Source organism: Aeromonas sp. Y318-3 (assembly GCF_027706185.1).
Lineage (GTDB): Bacteria > Pseudomonadota > Gammaproteobacteria > Enterobacterales > Aeromonadaceae > Aeromonas > Aeromonas veronii.
Map to the genome: position 1 here is coordinate 164,615 of NZ_JAPDCN010000001.1, position 21,370 is coordinate 185,984.

The following is a 21,370-nucleotide window of genomic DNA, read 5'->3' on the forward strand; positions in this document are numbered from 1 at the left end:
AGCGAGATTAGTGGCGGCGAAAACTGCTTAAAAATTAATAACAGATCACATAACTATCTTTTTTACATTGAGTGTGGCGATTTTGTGTTGTTCAATCGAGTCAGTTAATTTTTGATGATTATTAAGTCATCGCATTTGCGGCCCAGGGCCGACCAATAACAACACTTGCCAAGGATGATAAGTGAACGACTGTAAGGCATGGCCCCATTGCCGGGGGTTTAGTCTGATCGAGTTGTTGATCGCCATGACGGTTGTCAGCATTCTCGCGGCCATCGCGTTGCCAGCGTATCAGGGTTATCTGCAACAGGGACGTCGTTACGAAGCGCAACAGCAATTGCTGGAGCAGGCGCTCGCCCTCGAACGTATCTATACCCAACAGGGCCGTTATCCCGACACGTTTGCCACCCCTTCCAACACGGATTTCTACCAGTTCAGCTACAGCCAGCAAGATGCTGGCGACTACCTGCTCAAAGCCATTCCAACGACGCGTCAACAGGATGAGTGCGGCACACTGACCCTCGATCAGACCGGTTATCGCGCGGCCAATCGCCATGACTGCTGGGGATCATAAGATGAATGTGCGCGGATTTACTCTGATTGAGTTGATGATCACGGTCGGCATCGCCGCCATCTTGCTATTGGTCGGGTTGCCCTCCATGAGTCAGCGCCTCGCGGCTGAACGGCTCGATCGTAGTGCGACCGAACTCGCTTCAGCCTACCGCTTTGCCCGCAGCGAAGCGGTCAAGCTGACCCTGCCGGTGGTACTGCAGGGCACCGAGAACGGTGGCTGGGAGGTGATGGCTGACAGCAAGTTGCTGCGTCAGGCGGCAGCACCTGCTGGCGGTGTGGTGATCAAGCCGTTTGACCCTATCCAGATCGCGCCAACCGGCAGCAGCAGCCACGCCGAGATCACTCTGGCCAATCGCCTAGGTGAGCAGCGGGTGCTCTGCGTGGCCCCGAGCGGCCAGCTGCTGCAAGGGAGCTGCTCATGAGACACGCCGCACTTGCCCGCCAGCAGGGCTTCAATCTGGTGGAGATCATGGTCTCCATGGTGTTAGCGGTGATGGTGTTTCTCGGTCTCGCCAAGGGGCAGGTAGTCTCGTTGCAGCAGGCGCATTACAGCTTGCAGAGCACGCTGGCCACGATCGAGGCGAGCAACAGCGTGGAGCAGATCTGGAGCTCGCTGTGTGAAGTGCAGCGCAAGCCCGAGCGGTTCACCCAGGCCGATTTTCTTGCCCGCTTCACCCTGCAGGATGGCCACCGGCTGGTGCTACCGAACCGTTATAGCGACAATTTTGTGGTCGCTATCGAGTGGCAGGATGAGCGGGTCTCCGGCGCCAAGCGGGTGGAGCTGAACGCAGGATTTCCGCCTTTATGCTGAACGTCCCCTCACGGCAACGAGGCGTCAGTCTCGTCGAGCTGATGATCTCCATGGTGCTCGGTCTTATGTTGATGCTGGCGATTTTTGCCGGTTACGCCCCGATCAAGAGCACGGTCGAGCAGAGCAAGGCGCTGGAGCAGGCGAACGAGGTGTTGCGCTTTGCCACTCTCACCTTTACCAACAGCATCAAGCAGGCGGATCAGCTGATAGCCGTCACCCCTGATCGCCTGACGCTGGCCTTCAAGGTAGAGGGGGGCAGTCAGGTGCTCTCCTGCCTTGGCAACCAGAAAACCGCCGATTTTACCGAGCAGTACCGCTTCACGCCGCCGGTACTCAGTTGCGATGACGGAGATGGCCCGCGCCTGTTGCTGGCCCATCTTCAGGATCTTGAATTCGGCCAGCAGGGTGCACTGGTCAATATCCGCATCTTGCCCGAAGGGCTGCCCAGCTATCTGGCACCGGGAGTAGAGGTGCAGGTGGCCCGCCGCAAGGCGGTCTGGGCGGCAGCGTTGTCCACATCCGGTGCCAACGCCACAGCAGGGGGAGCGGGATGAACAAGGGATTGCAGGGGCAGCGGGGAGCCGTACTGCTGGTGGTGCTGGTGGTGAGCCTGTTGTCGAGTCTGCTGGTGTTTACCAGCATTCAGGAGAACCAGTTGCAGACTCGCCTGAGCGGCAATTTTCACAAGAAGATCAATGCACAGCTCAGTGCCGAACAGGGGATGAACGAGAGTTATCGAGCCCTGCATCAGGCCCTTGGCGCTGAACCACGGATAGAGTGGGCTCAACTGGTGCAGAAGGTGCCAAGCAAGGGCGAAGGGGCCATGGCGGGCAGCCGCTTCAGCATAGATCAGCTGGATGCCTCCGCCGGGAGCAAGCTGGCGTTGCAGAGCCATGGCCGCTATCTGGAGGGAAATGCCAGCCTTAATGCGCTGTTTGCCCTCAAGCGCGAGCCCGGCAATCTCATCTTTCAGGATTCGGTGGTGGCATGCGAAGGGCTCAGCCTCTCCGGTAGCGGTTTTATCGACAGCTACGATTCGCGCAAGGGCAAATATGGCGGCACCAACATTAAGCAGAATGCCAAGGTGGCGACCGTCAGTGACAAGGCCAATGTAGTGCTCGACGGCAATTCGCCAATTTGGGGCGATGTACGGGCGACCGGCTCCGTGACCCTGAACGGATCTTCTCCCATCTCCGGCAACGTGAATGCCGGGAGCGACGTCATTATCTCCCCCTCTTCGGACAAGATTGTCCGGGTTTCCGGCAATGTGAAAGGGAGCGGCAGTTTGACCCTGAAAGGGGGGCGCATCGGTGGTCAGGTGGCGGTCAATGGCAATGTCTCCATGGACTGGGGTACCAGTATCGACAGCGGCAAACTCAGTTATGGTGGTGCTGGCTTTTTTAAAGATCAGGAGAACCAGAAGTATCTGGATCCCGAGTATCGCAACGATCCCAAGCTGCCACCCGTGGCCGGGCAGGTGTGTGACCCGCTCAATGTGACCGCGCTGCCGAACTCTCCCAAGCTGGCCAATCTGCCGCTGAATGGCCCGTTGACGCTGGGCGCCACCCAGCAGATGGTGCTGACCACGGATCCTGCCACTGGCTCGGTCACCAGCAGCAACCAGCACAAGCCCGACCTGCCGCTACCCGGCAAGGGGGAGCTGTTTGGCAAGGAGCAGACCGTTTACAAGCTCGACAGCCTCAATATGGGGGCCGATGCCAGTCTCACCATCAAGGGGGATGTGGTGCTGCTGATCGACAAGGATTTCACCATGACTGGCAGCAACAAGTTGACGGTGAGCGAGGGGAGCAGCCTGACCCTGATCGTCAGCGGCAAGGTCGATCTCGGGGCCGGTGCCGAGGTGACGGCAGCCAAGCAGGGGCTGACCACTGGCGGTACGCCTGCTATCTCCCTCTATTCCGCGTATAGCGGCAAGGATGGGATCAAGCTGTCGGGCAATACCCCGCTCTATGCCGCCCTCTATGCCCCGCTGACCGAGATGAAGATCAGCGGTAGTGGCGGGCTGTACGGGGCGGTGCGGGCAAAACACCTGACCGAGAGCGGTGCTGGCGGTGTGCACTACGACGAGGCGCTGGGCATGGCAGATCTGGGGGACGATCAGGGGCCGCCTCCGACGCTGGCACTGCGGCAGTGGCACTTTGTGCAATGAGGCTGGTGAGCCGCTAAAAAGGATCGAATGGGGCGTGCAACTGTGAGAAGGTGGAGATCTGTCCACCCAGCCGTTCACTGTTGAGGAGTGCTCCATGCCAGGCCCCGCTCGCGCCGGTGCCCTGATCTATGCCAAGGATCCGGGCCTGCTGACCCACTTTTACCGTACCCTGCTGCAGATGGTGGTCTGCAATCAGGATGAGCAGCTGGTAGTGCTGGAAAACAGCGATATCCAGCTGCTGATCCATGCCATTCCTGAGCCTTATGCCGGGCAAGTCGTTATCAAGCGGCCGCCAGCACTGCGGGAAGAGGGGGCCATCAAGCTGTTCTTCACCGTATCCAGCCTCGCCTGGGCGGAAGCGAAGGCGGCGGATCTCGGCGGCGGTTTGCTGCCACAGCAGTGGACAGGGCCCGGCTTTGTGGTGCGCAACGCCTTCGACCCAGAGGGCAATATCCTGCAACTGCGCGAGTTGCTGGGTTCCCCGGACCCCCTCTGAACCCTCTCTTTTTACAGCATTGCCGTGACGGCGTGCTGTGCCATGCATCGCCATAAAAATGAACCGCCATAAAAAAGGGGGCCCTGTAGTGGTCAACTAAAAAGGGCCCCGTTCTGCTGTTAGCTTACTGCGCTCATTACTTCAGGTAGCGCTGTTCCAGATGTTGGCGCAGCCAGTGCGGGTTGAGCGCTTCACCGGTGGCGCGGCGCACCAGCTCGTCGGTGCTGTGCAGGCTCCCCTGTGACCAGATGTTGCGTCCGAGCCAGCCGAAGATCTCCGGCAGGCGGCCCGCCGCGATCACCTCACCCATGCTGCCCAGCTCTTTTTCGAGGGCAAAACGCAGCTGGGCGGCATACATGGCACCCAGGGTGTAGCTCGGGAAGTAGCCAAACGAGCCGTCGGTCCAGTGAATATCCTGCATGCAGCCATTGCGGTAGTTGCCCTTGGTGGAGAGCCCCAGCCACTGCTGCATCTTGGTGTCCCACAGCTCGGGGATATCGGCCACCTCGATCTTCCCTTCCACCAGATCGCGCTCCAGCTCGTAGCGCAGGATAACGTGGGCCGGATAGGTCACCTCGTCCGCATCAACCCGGATAAAGCCCGGCTCGACCCGGCTGTAGAGCTTGGCCAGATTGTCCGGCGCAAACGCTGCCTGTTCGCCGAAGTGGTGACGAATGCGTGGTGCCAGCAGTGCGAGGAAGGCCGGATGATGGCCCAGCTGCATCTCGCAAAACAGGCTCTGACTCTCGTGGATTGCCATGGAGCGCGCTTCGGCCACCGGCTGACCCAGCAGATGGCGCGGCAGCCCCTGTTCGTAACGGGCGTGACCGGTTTCGTGCACTATGCCCATGAGGCTGGAGACAAACTCCTGCTCGTTGTAGCGGGTGGTGATCCGCACATCGGTCGGCACGCCGCCACAGAAGGGGTGACTGCTCACATCGAGGCGGCCGTGAGCGAAATCAAAGCCGAGCAGTCCCATTACCTCCTGACCGAGCGCTTGCTGGGTCGGTATGGGGAAGGGGCCTTGCGGCAGCAGCAGGGCATCGCCCTTCTGCTGTTCACTCACGGTCTGGATAAGAGCCGGCAGCCAGCTGGCGAGATCGCCGAAGATCTGATCGAGCCGTGCGCTGGTCATGCCCGGCTCATAGAGGGCAAGCATGGCGTCGTAGGGGCGCACGCCAAGCGCATCGGCCCGCAGCTGCGCTACTTCACGGGAGAGTTTCACCACCTCCTCGAGATTGGGGGCAAAACCGGCCCAGTCGTTGTTCTTGCGCTGGCTGCGCCAGGCGTGCTCGCACTTGCTGCCAGCGAGCGACAGCGCTTCGACCAGCTCACCGGGCAGCAGGCTGGCATCTTGCCACTGGCGCTTGATCTCGCCGAGGTTGGCACGTTGCACTTCATCGAGCGGTTCGCTCTCGGCCCTGGCAATCCAGTCACCCAGCTCGGGAGCGGTACGCTTCTGGTGGATTAGCAGACCGAGTTCGGCCATCGCTTCGGCGCGGGCATCGTTGCCCCCTTCCGGCATCATGGCCGCCTGATCCCAGCCGCAGATGGCGGCGAGGTGGCTAAAGCGGTGGATCTGCTGCTGATGTTGTTCAAGCTTTTGATATGACATGGGATTGTCCTTGTTATCGTCCCTGATGGTATGCCGCCCCGTACCTGGCATGATCGGGGCCGTTCGATGCTAACACTGCCGCTGTATAGTTGACCACCTTCATGCTGGCGGGCAAAAGACGTGGGAGCGAAACGCGGATTAGCCGAGCCGCTTCTGGTGCCGTTCGCGGTTTTCCGCTTTTTTGCGTTCGCTTTTACGCAGCAGCACGTATAGAGCACCGCTGCCGCCGTGGCGACGCTCGGCGCTGTGGATCGCCATGACGGCGGGCAGTTGCGGCAACCAGGCGCTGACATAGCTTTTCAGCAGGGCGCGCGGTGTGCTGCGCTCCCCCTTGCCGTGCAGGATCAGCAGACAGCGGATATCCCGGACTTCACAATCCGCAATGAACTGCACCAGCGTCTGGCGCGCCTCATTGAGGGTTTTCTGGTGCAAGTCCAGACTTGCCTGCAGCTCATATTTGCCGAGCCGCAGCTTCTTGTAGACCCCCTCCTGCACCCCATCGCGTTTGAAGCCGACGATTTCGTGCGGATCGCGCATCTCTATGGCCTCCATGGTGAGGTGGTCGAGGGCGAGTTGTTCGGCAGTGGCAGCCTGGCGGCGAGCGAGCTGCGCCTCGGTCGGGGCGGATTTGGCCGCATGGGGATGGATGTTGTCGCTGCGAATGGGCCGCACGTCGGCCACTTCATTCATGAATAGCGAGAGTTCGTCGTTATGAGACACGGCAGGCTCCCCATAAGAAAAAGTGGGGGCCATTATAACGGCCGCAACCGGCACAGAAAACGGGGAAAGGGGGAGGGGATAAGGGGCGCCCAGCATGGACGCTGGTGCAGCCTGGCCCGGGAATCACAGTCGCGAACCATAAAACAGCACAGGCGGTCAGTGTGAACTGCCGCCTGTGGTCAGAGGATTATTTGCCCTCTTTGGGTTGTTGAGAATGGGGTTGCTGTGAATGAGGCGGTTGCGAGTGCATCACCTTGTAGATGAAGTAGGCCGCGTAAGAGCTGATGAGCAAGAAGGTGCCGATAATCACCAGCATCGACATCAATCCCACGCTGTTGCCAAACATCAGGTCCAGCCAAAAGTCCATTTTATTGCTCCTGTCACCCGGTTGATGACAGGCATGATAAATACCTCTTTGCCCTGTCCGGGATGATCCCGATCAACTCCCTTGCAGGTTGTTTAATAACCAGCGCGTTCTGTGATCGTTCTCACTGGACTCCTTGCTACCGAGCCTGCACCGGGCCCGGTGTGGTGAGCGGGGTAATGCGCCACCCTTGCTGCTCCAGAAGCGCCAGCAACCCCTGTTCGCCGTAAAGGTGCAGGGCGCCTACCACGATAAAGCTCTCGTTGGGCAGGGTGGACCATTTCTTCAGCCAGTTGTGGTTGCGCTCGGCCAGCAGGGTCTGCTTCATCCAGCTTTGTAGCGCGGGCGGGGCCATCTCCTCCTTGAGCAGATTGATGAGCGTCGCCTCATCTCCCTGCTGCCACGCTTTCATTACGGCGGCGAAACCTGTCTCCAGCATCGGCAGCTCATCCAGGGTGCTGGCGAGCATCAGGGTCTGGTTGTCACCCACGCTGGCCAGATAACCGAGTTGCTCCAGCAGGGTCTCAAAGCCCACCACCGGTTTGCTCTCTTTGGCGGCCCGGGTGGCAAAGTGCTGGTCTATCCCGAGTTCACTCTTGAAGTCGGAGCGGGCCATGGCGGCCTGGGTCAGGGTAATGGCGGCAAACCATGGGCGCAGGGTGGCGAGGGTCGCCTCGTCGATGCCATAGCGGGCCCCCGCCATCAGGGTGCGTTGATAGAGCTCGGCAGGCAGATGATCCTTGAGCGGTTTGCCATCCACCAGTCGGGTGAGGGAGCTGGTCTGTTGCCACTGATCCGGTGTGATGCTGTTCATGTCCACCTCCATCACCAGTGCGCGACTCTGGAGCCAGGCACGCTCCACCGGCTCGGGCAGAGGATAGAGGGCTGGCTTGCCCGCATGGATGGAGCCCAGCAACCAGTGTTGCTGGTTGCCCTTGCTCACCCGATAGAAGGCGGGATCGGCAAAGGCGTGCAGCGGTAGCAGCAGGCAGAGCAGGAAGGCAAAGAGGGTGCGATGAAATCTCATGGGGATCCTTAATGTGCGCCGGGTGACTTCTCTTGCTGACAATAACTCCTATGATAAGTCCTCATTTCAGATAACCAAGAGGTTTGCCATGCCCCATCTTCGTTTTCGCGCCGTGACGCTCGATACCCTGCAACAGGTGAGCGGCCCGCTGCTGGCCGAGCTTTGCGAGCTGACCGGCGGCAAGCCGGAGTTTGTCACCATGGAGCGGATTGATAGCTGCTGGATACGCAACGGTGAGCCAGAGACGGGTTTTCCGTTTGTCGAGCTGCACTGGTTCGAGCGGCCACAAGAGATGCAGGACGCCGCCGCGCGCCTTATCACGCGCCATTTGAAACGGGTGCTGGGGGAGCAGACCTATGTGGTGGTGCAGGTGATCCCTCTGGTCAAGAGCGCCTACTACAGCAATGGCGAGCACTATTGAAGAGAGGGACAAACCTGGTTGGCGGGTCGGGTGACGTCGTTACCCGGCTACTCCACCCGGGTGGCCGGATGCTTAGCGCCAATCAAGGGGTCAGGCCGATTTGGCCAGCAGTTTATCGAGCCAGCGAGTGGGCAATACCCGTCGCAGGAAGGCAAACAGCCGGGTTGGAGTGGTCACCGGATAGCGTGCCTTGGGATGGGCGTGGGTCAGCGCATGGAGCAGCGGCGGTAGGCAGGCTTCGCTCGGGAGGGTAAAGCCGCTGGTGGCCCCCTCTTTTTCCAGCCGCGTCAGGGTCTGGCGGTAGGCCGACTGATGACGGCTCTGGGCCGGATCGATGTGCCGCAAGAAGGCGCTGCGGGCATTGGCACGAAAACGGGTATCGATGGGGCCCGGTTCAATCAGGCTGATATGTACCCCGCTACCCGCCAGTTCAAGGCGCAGAGTGTCGCTATAACCTTCCAGCGCAAACTTGCTGGCGTTGTAGGCGCCGCGATACTTCATGGCAACCAGCCCCAGAACCGAGCTGTTCTGCACTATCCTCCCCTCTTTGGCCTCCAGCATCGGCGGCAGCACCTGACGGATCAGATGGTGCCAGCCAAACAGGTTGGTATTGAATTGTTCCCTGAGCGCCTCGGTGGGCAGATCTTCCAGCGCCCCGGGTTGGCCATAAGCGCCATTGTTGAACAGGCCATAGAGGCGCCCGCCCGCCAGATGGAGCGCCGCACTGGCACCCAGCTCGATGGAAGCAGGGTCCGCCAGATCCAGCTGTACCGCCAGCAATCCCTGTTGCTGCAAACGGGCCACATCTTCCGCCTTGCGTGCCGAGGCGATCACGGTAAAACCGTGCTGCCCCAGCGCCTGTGCGGCGGCGAGGCCAATACCGCTGGAACAACCGGTGATCAGAACAAAACGGGGCATGATGGCGTCCTTGTGACTGCTGACAAAAGCGTGTGGGTAGGTGAGCGGGTAAAATTCTTATCCGGCTCGCATGTTAGCTTGCCAACCGGCAAAAAGAAAACCGGGCCAAGTGACCCGGTTTGCTGACATCGTATTGCCTGATTACATGAAGGTAAGCGGCATGATGATGTGGAACTTGACGTCGTGCTCGGAGGCGAAGATGTTGGGGTAATCGGTCCAACCGCCGCCCTGGCTGATGTCGTTGTTGTAGTCGGTGTAGTGCAGTTTGAACAGGGTGCCTTTCAGCTTGCCATCCTGCACGGTATAGGTGACATCGAAGTTGGCTGCCCATTCGGTATCTTCACCGTTGGCTGCTTTCTTGCCTTGACCGGTTTCGATATCCCAACCGTAAGCACCGGATACACCGACGGACCAGCCAGGCGCACCAACCAGGTCATCCAGAGAACGGGTCACGCCGAAGAACAGCGCTTTCTCGTTGTTGGCGTTCCAGTCAGAGCGGGAGTCCCACCAAATTTCGTTGGCACCCTGGGAGTTGGCGTAGCCACGGGTCAGACGGGGCAGGTAGTTGCCTTCCGCACCTTCAGCCTTGGTCCACAGACCTTCCAGACGGAAGCCGTACGGGCCCATGCCCCAGGCAGCTGTCAGAGCTTGTTGCCATGCCAGACCGTCATAAGTCTCGATCTGGGAAGCGCCCTTGGTGTAGGTCTCGGTCTCGGAACCGTAGAACTGGTAGCTGGTGGAGAGGCCGCCCAGTACGTCAAACTTGTGAGCCAGTTTGAAGTGGTAGCTGTCCATGTAGCCTTCGGACTGACCGAAAGAACCGGTCACTGCAGTGCCATTTTCGAAGGTGTAACGGGCTGCGATACCGTGGATGTAGTCGATGACGTTTTCGTCAGCGAACGGATCCATCCACGCTTTGGCACGGGAGAAGACCTGAGTCTCTTTGTACCAGGGGGCCTTGTACTCGTCAGCGATGGCGTAGGTCAGGTAGAGGCCACCGAAGTTACCTTCAACTTGACCACCACGATAGGTACCCGGCTGATAAGACCAGTTAACACCGATTTGGCCAGGGACATACAGCTGGGTATAACCACCCTTGGCAGTGATGCCGCCGTCCAGGAATTTCAGCTTCATCGCTGCGTTGGAGAGGCTGAAACCACCTTCAGGGGAGCCATCTTTGGCGTTGTTGCCCCAAGAGCGGCCAGCGAAGGAGAATTCGTTTTCCTGGTTGACCGGGTGATTTTCGGTAACGGCCAGGTCATAGGCACCGAAGCCGCCCAGATCCAGACCTACGGTGTCCCAGGCATAACCGGAGTTGAAGTTAAGAGCGGCTTGAACGGTGGAATGGCTCAGATTGGACTGGTATTTGCCTTCTTTCTTGGCTGCAGTCGGGTCACCATCGATGCGCTGACGATCACGCTGGAAGTAGAACAGACCGCCGGTCAGTTTGGAGTCTTTAACGAAGGTTTCATAGGACTGGCCGTATTCCGGGCTCATCATATCCTGAGCTGCCAACGCCATACCGGGGGCGACCAGAGCGGCTACCACAGCGGCACTCAAAGCGGCGCGCTTGAAGATCACTTTTTCCATTTTTATTGCTCCTGATTTTATGGACTTAGCTTTTTTTCCGGCAGTTGGCATCGGGCCTACCGCTCGGTATTGGCATTGCAATCAAAACCCCGAAGGGCAAAAAATCTTGTCTTGGCTACCTGCAAACCCGGATGTCTTGGCACATCTGTAGTTGGCAGTCCTGATCATCACATGTTGTTTTTTTATGTTCCGATTCTTGGCTATCGGACAACCCCAAGAGTACGTTCGCGGTGCGAAATATCAATGAAAAGTTCCCTCAACGTTTCAAAAGTATGACCGAGTGCAAATAATCATGGGCAAGGTCGTAAACAGCCTCATGGCAGGTATCACGGTGATGAGAGCGTTTTCTTGAGGCCGCAGCCAGCGCCAGTGCGGGTTTTCATCCGGTACGGGGGAAGAGGTGTCAGTTAACCTGCCGATAACAGATAATTTTGTGCTACAAAAAAACTTTCCCTCTGGTCGAGGGAAAGTGAGCTGGCAAAGATTTGGGGCGAATAGGGTTCAGCCTTGCTGGCCGAGGATGCGGGGGATCTGCTGCGCCTGATGGTGGATATGGGAGGAGACCTGCACCGAGAGCTGACTCACCTGACGGGCATGCTGATGGATACGGGCGATCAGATCGGCAAAACTGGCCAGCTTGTGTTCCTGACTTTTGGCGTTGTCGGCGCCCTGCAGGGCGATCACTGCGGTGTTGCGGGCGATCTCCCGCACTGCCTGGGTAGTCTGGCGCAGTTGTTCCGCCTGCGCCCGCTGGCGGCTTGATTCGCTGGTGATCCGGTTCAGTACAGTGCCAAGTTGTTCGCCGGATTGGGTCAGGCGCCCCAGAATATCGGTGATCTGGTTGAGGGATTGCTGGGTATTGGCCGAGAGGTGGCGTACTTCATCGGCGACCACCGCAAAGCCCCGTCCCTGTTCCCCTGCGCGGGCCGCTTCGATGGCGGCGTTGAGGGCCAGCAAGTTGGTCTGCTGAGCGATATGACCGATCACATCGACAATGGCCGTCACATCGGCAACCGAGCGGGTGAGGGCTTGCAGCGCCTCATCGCTTTCGTCAATCGCCAGTCCGGTCTGATGAGTGGCGTGTAGCATGCTCCCCACCAGATCTTCGCTCTGGCTCATCGCCTGTTCGTTATGGTGGGCATGCAGGGCGATGTCGGCGGCGACCTGATGGACCTCTCCGGCCAGCTGGTTCAGCTCATCCATCATCTGGCCGCTCTCGTCGACCACCTGTTCGGTGGTGCGGGTGCTGTGGTGGATCTCGTCAACCTGACTGACCATCCCTTGCAGACTGAGGGATACCGCTGACAGCTGCCCCTCTTTTTGCTGTTGGTCCAGTTGCAGACGACCGATCAGCCGATTGTAGCTGGCAACAATATCGGCCAGCTCGTTGCGATCGCGCCCGGTAGGCAACGGCTCGGCCTGCCCCGTCTGATCGAGTTGCATAAAAGCTCCACGCAGTCGCAACAAGGGGGTGAGCAGCCAACGTCGTTGCACCAGCGCAAACAGCAGGGCGACTATCACCAGACAGAGCGCCAGCGTGCCGAGGATGGTGGCCAGCTCCTGATTGAAGGCTTGCCGTTCGCGGGCAAGTTGTTCCCCCATCTGTCTGGTCGCTTGCAACATCGCCATGATGTCTTGCTGCACGGTCTGGCGGCCAGCCTGTCGCTGTTGCAGCGCCGCACGGCTGTTGGCCAGCTCCTGTGGATAGCGGCCCAGCAGCGAGCGTAATTCGCTGCGCGGTTGATCTCCCAGCTCCTTGCGTACCGGCTCCCCCAGCGTGAACTCATCGGCGGGCGCCTCTTCATACAGGCCGAGCAGCGGTAAGGCTTGCAGCGCTTGGGCCTGTTTTTGCAGTGCCTCCAGCTCGAAGCGGATCCCTTCGAGCAGCTTCTCATTGCCCTGTTCCATATAACTTTGGCGCAAATGGGCGAGGCGCGGCAGGCTCGCCAGGATCTCGGTTGCACCGCGGCGATATTGCTGTGCTGCGGCAGATTGTTCCGTGCTGGCGCCTTGCTCCCCATAGCGGATCAGCGCCATGGCCTGGCTGCCCAGCTCACTCTCCGCATTTTGCAGTAGCAGCTGGCTGTTGCCCGAGAGCTTGCCTGCGGCCTGATAGTCGTGCGCGATGCGCTGCGCCATCTGCTCGAGTTGCTGCCTGAGCGGGGCCGCCACGGTATCATCCTGAGCGGCCAGCGAGGAGAGCGCTTGCTGACGGATCTTCTCCGCAGCTGTCAGTTGTTGCGGATCGCCGCTGTTGAGGTAGTCACGCAGGCTGTTTTGCAGGCTCACTGTCACCAGTTGTTGCAGCGTCTCGTGCTGATGCTGGGCCTGATTGGTATGGGCAAGCTGCTGCCAGCCGTGGTAGAGGGCCAGCGCCTGTCCTCCCGCAACCAGTAACAAAACAAGGGAGGATAGGGTGGCGTAATGGGCGATTTTCACGGGGTAATTCCTGTCAGCACAGACCATGGGGGAGCGTGGCCCGAGCCTAAACAGGGATGATGGCGTTTTTATGACAGCATGGTCAGGTAACCCTATCTTGCCAGCTTAACTGGCTGGGGATACCTGAGCACGGTTGCGTTGGCCAAGCATACCGAGCAGGGCGCCTCCCATGATAAGTGCACCGGCCAGCAGATGGCGCGAGGTCAGTGCTTCTCCATTGAGCAACACCAGCAGCAAGGTGCTCAGCAGCGGTGTCAGGTAGGCAAGGGCACCGATCCGGCGTGGATCGCCGTTTCGCAGTGCCAGATACCAGGTCACAAAGGCCGCCCCCATCGGGCCCAGCGCCAGCCCGATTATGAGACTCCAGTCACTGGTGGGGATCTGTGCGAGCGGCAGAGGCCCTTCGAGCAGACGAGCGAGCAGCAGCGCCAGCAAACCTGCGGGCAGGCAGGCTGCCGCAGTGACCACGGCAGGGGCTGGTGGCAGACGGCGTGATAGCACCGAATAGGCCCCCCAGACGACAGCTGCACCGAGCGCCAACAGGTATCCCGGCAGATAGGTCTGTTGCAGTTGCAGCTCGCCATTGACCATCACCAGCATGGAACCCGCCAGACCAAAGGCGCCAGCCAGCAGGTGACGGGCATGGAGTGGATGGCTGGGCAACAACAGCGGGGTGAACAGAATGATGCAGAGCGGCCAGAGGTAGTTGATGAGGTTGGCCTCGAGCACCGGGGCATGGCGAAAACTCATAAAGAGCAGCAGATGGTAGAGCAGCAATGCCGCAACCGTCACCAGCCAGGTAATAGGGCGAGCACGCCACTGGCGCCAGAACGGCAAGGCCCCGACCCCGCAGAAAAACAGCACCAGCCCGACCAGCACCAGTGGTGACACGCTGGTGACCCGTGACGTCAGCGCCGCCAGCGAGGCCCACAGCACAATGGTCAGCAAGGCAAAACCGGTGGATCTATCCCACCAGGAACATCCGGACATCCAACACTCCTTTGCAAGATGAAACAGGGCTTGGCCTCAAAGACAAGCCAAAGAGAAGCAGTCTATCAGAGAGCGCATGCTCTGAACGCAGAAAGGAGAGGGTAATTACGGTTGGATGGTCGGATTCATTGTCGCCAAAAACGACCAAGGGGTTAGCATCGTGAAGATGCTAATCCCTTGTTTTATATGGCGCTCCCGACTGGAGTCGAACCATTATGTACTATAGGTGTGATTTTTAGAGGTTTTATTTTTTTATAACAACTTAAAAATCAGCATCTTGATGTCACACCATGGCGCCAAATACTATTGCTCTAAGTGCAATAGTTGGTGCGAACCCCATAAATGCATACTTCTAATAGCTATGCCAATGAGCTGACGATAACGCTTTACCATTAAGGCAAGCAGCGGGCCGTTTGGGTTTATGCATTATTGTATGCACACTTGAGTCAGGCCACACGTAGTGTGTGGCCTGACTTGACTGGGACGTTGCCCCCAAGAGTGACTGCATACCATTGTCCGAGCCCGCATCGAGAAAACGGATTACCCCATTCCCTCCGAACTGTGTGCATCAATCCCCTGACGCTGAACGATTACATCAAGAGGCGCTTCTAAACGCAATTAACCCCCTCAAAAGCCTCTCCACGGCTTCCAGCCTGCCCCGCAAATCGCGACTCTCTGCAACGGTATTGTTGATGGCCCTGTCAATCGCTGGATCCAATATGGAGAAGTCCGCTTTTAACTCCTGGTACTCAGCGAGCATTGAATCACATTCCTGCAACCCCTTACGGTAGTGCTGTGCTCTCGCGATCAGTCCTTCCAGAACGGATTCATACGTTTCCGGCTCACGCTCCTTACCTGATTCCGTTACATGCGCACTCGGCCCAATAAATTCCTCCTTGAAATGCACTTCATCGAACTTGGGAGTCTTGATGAAATGAGAAAAGCGCTTCCCATCATCAACGTGCTTTCTCTTTAGGAGCCCCAAACGGACTAGCTTGATGAGATTCAAATAAATAATGCTATAACGCTTCCTATGTACCTTCGGTTCAGCCTTGGCACCAAAAACAGCACTTACGCACCCAGTCGCAGTGAAATCGTCCAACTGCAATCGAATTAGTGCGGTGTAGAGTGCGGTTGGTAGCCACACAGTCTGGGAGCCCATAAGTAATCCTCAGTCTCGAACGACAATAATTAGTGGAAATTAAAATCAAGTTGCGGATTATAGTCCGTGGCTGTAAGTCAGACAACCAGAGATAGTGCTCGCCAGAGAGAGGCGAGACATGCAAGATTTAGCAAAAAAGTTTGGTGATGCGGTACGTGAAAGACGGCTTCAATTGGGCGTATCACAAGATGCACTCGCACACGTTGCCGAGATTGATAGAAGCTATGTAGGAAGGATTGAACGTGGTGAGGTCAATATCACCCTGGAGAAAGCTTATTGCCTTGCTAGGGTACTGGGGTGTGACATTAGGGACTTACTTCCCTAATGAAGCATCCAAGAAGAACATTGTAGCCATGATAATCACTCCATAGTTTTCTCTAAACCACCTCGTCTTTCTTATACACCCAACGTATTCAAACAACCTGTAGAACGCACGGTATCAAAGACCAGACTACATCTATATATATCTCGATATTCGTTTGAAAATCATAGCAATCTTGGTAGTATCTTTTCTATCACTGGCTGATAGGCACTGTTATGGAAGCTTACCTTCAACCACAATTAAAAAACCATCAAGAAATAAAAAATATTTTAAAACAAGTAAATGTAACGCATGTTCTGAGTGATGGGCGAAAAGTTAAAACATTATTAGTCTACCTACCAATTAAAAATGGTGTTAGTAGTCATGACGAGTTTTTTGAAAAAATAAAAAATGGCATATTATATAATTTTGTGTTTTCTTGTCGTGAAATTGAGAGGAAGCTTGGTATTGAGGACACAAATAGCGCAAAGCGATTATTTGATCGTGCGATAAGAAAAATAAGCCAGAAAACAGCAAAAGGTGAATTAGGAGAGCTAATCCTGTTTACTCTTTTGGATGTTTACTTTAAAGCACCAAAGATACTAAGTAAGATATCCTTAAAAACAAATCCTAGAATGCCAGTTTTCGGTGCTGATGCCGTACATGGCCAGTATATAAATGGCGAATTCAGATTATATCTAGGTGAGTCAAAGCTTTATAAAAGTTTTAAAAGTGCAGCATCAGAGGCAGCTAAATCTATAAAGACTGCCAAAGATAAATATAGTGATGAGTTTGACTTATTGGAAAGTTACATGGACTTTCCTAATATAGATTCTGAACTAGAAGAAAAGCTTCTAAATCTGCTAGATCCGTTCTCTGAAAATGACATTTCAGAACTTATTCACTCCCCCTGCTTCATTGGATTTGCTGAGCCGGAGATCATTGGTCAAGCGGTTACAGAGGATGATTTTGTTGTAAAATATAGTGAGCTGGCTCTTGCCTATATTGGTGATTTTTATCATCAAGTTGAGCATCATGGCTCGAACATAGAAGAGGTAGCATTAATCATGCTTCCATTTTCTTGTGTCGATGTATTGGTCGATGATTTTAAAGCATATCTCGGGATAAAAAAATGAGTGACTTCTCTACTAAGCTTGCAGCTAAAATAAAAGGAAGTAATGGATATATAGAGGCAAGCAATAGTTTGTTCGGATCATATGTTTTATGGTTAACAGGAACTACCGAACTCGTAGAAAGAGAGGAAGTAAAAAAACTTATAACATCAGCTCAAGTATTCTATAAGTCTAGTGACGAAAAAATAAGAAATGAAGGTGCAATTATACTTTCAATTTTATTAGATATTTGTGCCGACCAGTATCCAGACTTAGTCCCCATCGCACGAAATATGTTCACTAACGCTGGGGATTTTCCGAATATCAAGCTCTTGAGTAAAAGATATCCTAGTGTGAATTTTTCATACAACTTTTATTCAGAGGCTCAAATGGATTTCAGAGAGCGTTTGAATACTGTCGACGACCTCGATTTTCCTTTAACTGACTATCAGCGCTCTTTATGGGTTAATCTATCTTCAGATGAAGATAGATTAACTGTTGCACCAACATCTGCTGGTAAGACTCATATTATTCTGAGCTATCTATTAAAGAGGCTCGCTGAGTCTGATGGCGCATTTGCAGCTATAGTCGTACCGACTAGGGCATTGATTTCGGAAGTTGCTGGGAAACTTTATAAATTAGCCCAAGATAACAATGTAGAGAACGATATTGAAATCTGTTCCGTACCTAAAGAAGGTGATTTTGGGAGCAAGACTTTCTTTGTCATGACTCAAGAAAGGCTATATGAGCTTCTACAGCGTGGTGATATATATTTCAACTATCTATTTATAGATGAAGCACACAATATCTCAGATAAAAGCAGGGGGGTACTACTCCACCTTGCGATAGAGAGGTTGCTTGAAGATAGCTTCCCCCAAGTAATCATCAGCATGCCAGCTGAAAACTACCAAGATGCATTTTCTACAATATTTGGAGAGATTGAATTCAAAAAAGAAATAACAAACCACTCACCAGTGTCGAAGATTTTAATATCGGTTATGCCGAAGGGGAAGTCTTTAGTTATATCTAGGCATAATTCAAATAATGTTAAAACAATACCCAAAGGATTCAAGGATAAAAACTTGGCGGATATTGTATTTAAGTTGGGGCATGGACATAGCAATATAATATACAGAAGCAGAACTGCTGATTGTGAGAAAATTGCAGATGACATTGCCAAACTGATTCCTCAAAATCTTGATAATGAATTGTTGAGTGAGGCTGCTGACTACGTAGAAAAGTTTATTCATAGTGACTTTTCACTTGCTAATAATCTAAGGAAGGGGGTTGCGTTTCACTATGGCCCATTACCTAGCTCTATTCGAATTATGGTAGAGAACCTAGCTAAAGATGATCATATAAAATATATAGCATGTACGAGTACCCTTGCTGAGGGTGTTAATCTGCCAGCTAAAAATCTTTTCATGAAGAATCCAATACAGCCAATAATGAATCAGAAATCAGAGCGAGTTGAAGATGTAAAAATTAACAATATCACGGGCCGAGCAGGAAGAATGCTGCAACACTTTTCTGGCAATGTATTTATGGTTCAGCCTGACGTTTGGCAGTTTGACGATTATTTTGATGATGAGCAAGGCAAAGAGGAAAAGATACCAACATATTTTAAAACTCTGAACGAAGACTTATCTAATGTCATTAGCGCTCTTCAGGGTAGGTATCCTCATGATGAAGAAAACCAATATCGTTACTACATGATATCTAATAAACTAATCAAAGAGTATGCTCGGGATGAATTGGATAAAACATTCAGTGCTAATGAACTTCAGTTAAGTCGGCAAGATTTATCCCTTCTTGAGCGAGAGATCAAGATGGCGTATGGTAAGTTACGAATCACTCCATTTACGCTTGAGGCTAGCCCTACTGTTGGCTATATTCAACAAAATAAGCTATTTGATTATCTAAACGCATTGTCGTCTTATGATGACTGGATTTTACCGCATCCAAAATCAGCAGAGTTATATGAAACATTACTTAGGGTTAGCAGTAAACTACAGCAGTTTGGCATCTACATCCCAACTGAAAACTATCCACTCGATTATATATGCCTAATAACAAAGAAGTGGATTAAGGGAAAAAGATTAAAGGATATTATAACAGAACAAATCAATTGGAATAGAGCCAATATAGAGCAAGCAACGAGCGTTAACACATCAGTTAGAAATGTAATAAGGGTTATCAATAACGACATAACCTTTCGTCTTTCAAATGCACTACGCTGCTATCAAGTATTGCTTTCAACAGTATTGTTGAAGAAAGGGGTAGACTTATCAAGCGTAAAACTTCACTCATTCATAGAGGTCGGTGCCAGTGATGACAGAATAATAAGTCTAATTAACTTTGGTTTATCTAGAGAGGCGGCAATTGAAATTCATCAAGTGCTTCCAAGAGATATTGAGTTACATTCAGCGAATGCTCTTCTAGAGCTTTATCATACTAACCAGATGTCAACCATTCATCCAATAATAAAGAAGGAATTACTTAAGTTGCTAGCTTCTGAATGACTTTCGATAGTCGAGCATGGCGGCATCTAACACTTTTATTGATGATTCTTCATCAATAAATTTTTGTCGTGTTTGAATTTCTGTCCGGTAGTTATAAAATGCGTTTCCAAAGTCTAAGCTTATTGGGGAGCCATCGCTACTGACACCTTTAACTTTTAGTACGGTACATCCATCATGCTCGGATAGATAGCTGACAATCTCAAGCAAGTTATCCTTTGAAAAGGCAGAATTTGATGACTCATCAAACACAAGGTCTAATGCCAACTGCATATTGCTCTCGATATAAGGAGCAGAACTTAAATCTCTGATAAGTTTTGGGGCGTCATCAGGCACATCGGATAATGATGAGGAATTTATTTTGAAGTGAAGACTGCTATATTCAGGTAACTCCTTCAGTGTGGAGAACTCTTTCTCCTTTGGAATGAAATTCAGCCTTATACTATTTCCTCGGTCATAATTGAACTGCTCTAATAAAGCCTTTCCGACCCCCTTTAGGCTGCCATTAGGGCCAGACGTAAATCCAAGTAGAATTTTTGCCTTTGGGGCGATAAAGAAAAAATACGGGTCACCAATTATACCCTGGTTTGATGCAGTGCCTGAAATTTTACCATCTCTACTTGCTTTAACTTGCCAAGTGTTTCTCTCTCTTACTACAGTTATAAAATATTCATCCCTTCCTGATGAGCCTGGGAGCATGGATGTTTTAAGCAGATACTTTTTATCCCTAACATTGAATACCCTTGTAGGAAGGGCGTTGTCCACATTCGCAATCACATTCGAAATGAAATCATTAAAAAAAGAGTCTTTGGCCTCTATGGAAAAGAAAAGAACACTTATAGCCTTCTTCATTTTACTCATAATTTTAACCTCGGACATATATCTTTCTAAAAAGATGAATTACTCAACAAGCGAGAGCTGTATAAATACACAGTGAATAGTAGCATGGGTATAGCTGATTGTAAAACATATAAGAACTATTTTTATAGTTTCATGTATTATGCAAATAACGCCTCTAATTTTACTCAAGACTTTTTGCTAGAATGAAAACATGAATGCACTTACATCCATCTATTTTAATCAAGTGCTTTTGTAGTTTCTATGAATATACTCTCAATTTACATCGAAATGTGTAAATATGTATGTAGCCAGAAGAGGCCAGCTATACGGCCTAGCGTCCGGTTTCAGAAGCTGGTTTGTTCTTCAACACTACAAACGCTTTGCCTACAAGCCATTTTTGACCGTCATTGAACTCAGCTATCCATTCCAAGGGGAACTAAAGTGAGCGCAGCAGTGAAGACAGAGAGAACATGGGTATTCGTGTTGTTCATGCTCTATCACCTCTTGAATGCATCGATCCTGTTCATTCAGCCTGTCTATGACTGGTTTAATGATGAATACTCACTGACTGGCCTATATGTACTGCTCATGCCCTATCTCTGGGGTTTGATAACGATACTGGGGGCGATTTTGTTCTTGTCAGATCGCTCTTGGAAATACCTGGCAGGCAATCTACTCGGTGGTTCTATCCTTCTCTTCTGGTGGCTTAGACTGGCATCTCAATATTAGTGAGTATCGTCAGGTATATGAATGAGTAGACCTAATGGCATCTTCTTGGGGGTGGCTTCATGCAGCGCAAGCTGCAAGCTCACAAGAACCATTAGAAACGAAAACGAGCTCCCGCCTTGTCTATCTACTGGTTGCTGTAGCGCCACACAGCAGCAATACATCCAGTTTTTCATTAGCTCCGGTCTGAGATTTTCAGCCTGTATCTCCATCCTCATTACCAGCTCTGCTGTTCTGCTGCATGTGTTATATTCGGCTCAAACATTGAGCTGAATGATGGGCAGGGTCGGCTCATTATTGAGACCCTAGCACGTTGGATGAGGAAATAATGGAACCATTTTGGATTTGGCAACAAGCTGACTGGCCCCATTTTCGTTGGCGGGATAGCGAGATATTGCCCAGATTACGGCGTGTTCAACGCAGGCTGGGAATTTTACTAGGTAGTCATTCCAGGTTGGGGAACCCCGACCAAACGTTAGATATGTTACTTGCTAACATCATCGCCTCATCCGCTATCGAAGGCGAACGCCTCAATGCACAATCCGTGCGTTCCTCTCTGGATAGGCGGTTAGGAGGTTC

The 21,370-nt window shown here is 53.1% G+C and carries 21 protein-coding genes and 1 pseudogene; 12 read left to right on the forward strand and 10 right to left on the reverse strand.

The features are described from left to right. Positions 1 to 181: 181 nt before the first annotated feature. The 6 genes from OKB77_RS00840 to OKB77_RS00865 all read left to right on the forward strand — a co-directional run bounded on the left by OKB77_RS00840 (position 182) and on the right by OKB77_RS00865 (position 4,047). Entirely contained in the window at positions 182 to 571 is a 390-nt protein-coding gene (locus tag OKB77_RS00840) for a type IV pilin protein (RefSeq protein ID WP_005343572.1), read from the forward strand. A 1-nt stretch (position 572) separates the two neighbouring features. Continuing rightward, on the forward strand, positions 573 to 992 hold the full coding sequence (locus tag OKB77_RS00845; RefSeq protein WP_058059418.1) for a GspH/FimT family pseudopilin: 420 nt from the start codon (positions 573 to 575) through the stop codon (positions 990 to 992). Then, on the forward strand, positions 989 to 1,381 hold the full coding sequence (locus tag OKB77_RS00850; RefSeq protein ID WP_005358533.1) for a type IV pilus modification PilV family protein: 393 nt from the start codon (positions 989 to 991) through the stop codon (positions 1,379 to 1,381). Before OKB77_RS00845 ends, OKB77_RS00850 begins: the two co-directional genes overlap by 4 nt. Next, entirely contained in the window at positions 1,375 to 1,935 is a 561-nt protein-coding gene (locus OKB77_RS00855; protein ID WP_265776118.1) for a PilW family protein, read from the forward strand. The genes OKB77_RS00850 and OKB77_RS00855 overlap by 7 nt, the downstream gene beginning before the upstream one ends. Further along, complete coding sequence (locus OKB77_RS00860; protein ID WP_064338638.1) at positions 1,932 to 3,551, forward strand: DUF7305 domain-containing protein; 1,620 nt, start codon at positions 1,932 to 1,934, stop codon at positions 3,549 to 3,551. The genes OKB77_RS00855 and OKB77_RS00860 overlap by 4 nt, the downstream gene beginning before the upstream one ends. Positions 3,552 to 3,645: 94 nt before the next feature. After that, positions 3,646 to 4,047: a VOC family protein gene (locus OKB77_RS00865; RefSeq protein WP_139405739.1), complete on the forward strand. Its 402-nt coding sequence runs from the start codon at positions 3,646 to 3,648 to the stop codon at positions 4,045 to 4,047. A 136-nt stretch (positions 4,048 to 4,183) separates the two neighbouring features. On the opposite strand, the gene OKB77_RS00870 is transcribed toward OKB77_RS00865, so the two are convergent. The 4 genes from OKB77_RS00870 to OKB77_RS00885 all read right to left on the reverse strand — a co-directional run bounded on the left by OKB77_RS00870 (position 4,184) and on the right by OKB77_RS00885 (position 7,773). Continuing rightward, on the reverse strand, positions 4,184 to 5,662 hold the full coding sequence (locus tag OKB77_RS00870; protein ID WP_216959026.1) for a carboxypeptidase M32: 1,479 nt from the start codon (positions 5,660 to 5,662) through the stop codon (positions 4,184 to 4,186). A 138-nt stretch (positions 5,663 to 5,800) separates the two neighbouring features. After that, positions 5,801 to 6,382 (reverse strand): DNA endonuclease SmrA, encoded by a 582-nt coding sequence (gene smrA, locus OKB77_RS00875; protein WP_005338734.1) that lies wholly within the window; start codon positions 6,380 to 6,382, stop codon positions 5,801 to 5,803. A gap of 187 nt (positions 6,383 to 6,569) precedes the next feature. Then, positions 6,570 to 6,749, reverse strand: a complete 180-nt coding sequence (locus OKB77_RS00880; protein ID WP_005338733.1) for a DUF3149 domain-containing protein — start codon at positions 6,747 to 6,749, stop codon at positions 6,570 to 6,572. Positions 6,750 to 6,885: 136 nt separating this feature from the next. Continuing rightward, entirely contained in the window at positions 6,886 to 7,773 is an 888-nt protein-coding gene (locus tag OKB77_RS00885) for a TraB/GumN family protein (RefSeq protein WP_265776116.1), read from the reverse strand. Between the two features lie 88 nt (positions 7,774 to 7,861). Here OKB77_RS00885 and OKB77_RS00890 point away from each other — a divergent pair, with 88 nt between their 5' ends. Beyond that, positions 7,862 to 8,194 carry a DUF1904 family protein gene (locus OKB77_RS00890; RefSeq protein WP_201952443.1) on the forward strand — a complete coding sequence of 111 codons (333 nt, stop codon included), beginning with the start codon at positions 7,862 to 7,864 and terminating at the stop codon, positions 8,192 to 8,194. A gap of 90 nt (positions 8,195 to 8,284) precedes the next feature. Here the strand turns inward: OKB77_RS00890 and OKB77_RS00895 are convergent, their stop codons facing one another. The 5 genes from OKB77_RS00895 to OKB77_RS00915 form a co-directional block, all read right to left on the reverse strand. Continuing rightward, positions 8,285 to 9,112, reverse strand: a complete 828-nt coding sequence (locus tag OKB77_RS00895) for an SDR family oxidoreductase (RefSeq protein ID WP_064338633.1) — start codon at positions 9,110 to 9,112, stop codon at positions 8,285 to 8,287. Positions 9,113 to 9,253: 141 nt separating this feature from the next. Continuing rightward, on the reverse strand, positions 9,254 to 10,702 hold the full coding sequence (locus OKB77_RS00900) for an OprD family outer membrane porin (protein ID WP_005338723.1): 1,449 nt from the start codon (positions 10,700 to 10,702) through the stop codon (positions 9,254 to 9,256). A 501-nt stretch (positions 10,703 to 11,203) separates the two neighbouring features. Beyond that, positions 11,204 to 13,141, reverse strand: a complete 1,938-nt coding sequence (locus OKB77_RS00905) for a methyl-accepting chemotaxis protein (RefSeq protein WP_270816809.1) — start codon at positions 13,139 to 13,141, stop codon at positions 11,204 to 11,206. A 105-nt stretch (positions 13,142 to 13,246) separates the two neighbouring features. Then, positions 13,247 to 14,131: a DMT family transporter gene (locus OKB77_RS00910; protein ID WP_150390351.1), complete on the reverse strand. Its 885-nt coding sequence runs from the start codon at positions 14,129 to 14,131 to the stop codon at positions 13,247 to 13,249. Positions 14,132 to 14,726: 595 nt separating this feature from the next. Then, complete coding sequence (locus OKB77_RS00915; RefSeq protein WP_017408693.1) at positions 14,727 to 15,293, reverse strand: hypothetical protein; 567 nt, start codon at positions 15,291 to 15,293, stop codon at positions 14,727 to 14,729. A gap of 118 nt (positions 15,294 to 15,411) precedes the next feature. Between OKB77_RS00915 and OKB77_RS00920 the strand changes: the two genes are divergently transcribed. The 3 genes from OKB77_RS00920 (at position 15,412) to OKB77_RS00930 (ending at position 19,228) form a co-directional block, all read left to right on the forward strand. Next, complete coding sequence (locus OKB77_RS00920; protein WP_080602645.1) at positions 15,412 to 15,618, forward strand: helix-turn-helix domain-containing protein; 207 nt, start codon at positions 15,412 to 15,414, stop codon at positions 15,616 to 15,618. Between the two features lie 212 nt (positions 15,619 to 15,830). Further along, complete coding sequence (locus OKB77_RS00925; RefSeq protein WP_080602644.1) at positions 15,831 to 16,730, forward strand: HamA C-terminal domain-containing protein; 900 nt, start codon at positions 15,831 to 15,833, stop codon at positions 16,728 to 16,730. Beyond that, positions 16,727 to 19,228, forward strand: coding sequence for a DEAD/DEAH box helicase (locus OKB77_RS00930; protein ID WP_270816810.1), 2,502 nt, complete (start codon positions 16,727 to 16,729; stop codon positions 19,226 to 19,228). The genes OKB77_RS00925 and OKB77_RS00930 overlap by 4 nt, the downstream gene beginning before the upstream one ends. Here the strand turns inward: OKB77_RS00930 and OKB77_RS00935 are convergent. Then, positions 19,214 to 20,086: a hypothetical protein gene (locus tag OKB77_RS00935; RefSeq protein WP_270816811.1), complete on the reverse strand. Its 873-nt coding sequence runs from the start codon at positions 20,084 to 20,086 to the stop codon at positions 19,214 to 19,216. The genes OKB77_RS00930 and OKB77_RS00935 overlap by 15 nt on opposite strands. 277 nt (positions 20,087 to 20,363) lie before the next feature. Here OKB77_RS00935 and OKB77_RS00940 point away from each other — a divergent pair, with 277 nt between their 5' ends. Continuing rightward, positions 20,364 to 20,510, forward strand: a complete 147-nt coding sequence (locus tag OKB77_RS00940) for a DUF3289 family protein (RefSeq protein ID WP_270816812.1) — start codon at positions 20,364 to 20,366, stop codon at positions 20,508 to 20,510. A gap of 609 nt (positions 20,511 to 21,119) precedes the next feature. Further along, positions 21,120 to 21,353 (forward strand): annotated as a pseudogene (locus OKB77_RS00945) (DUF4172 domain-containing protein); the annotation flags it as partial. Positions 21,354 to 21,370: the final 17 nt, after the last annotated feature.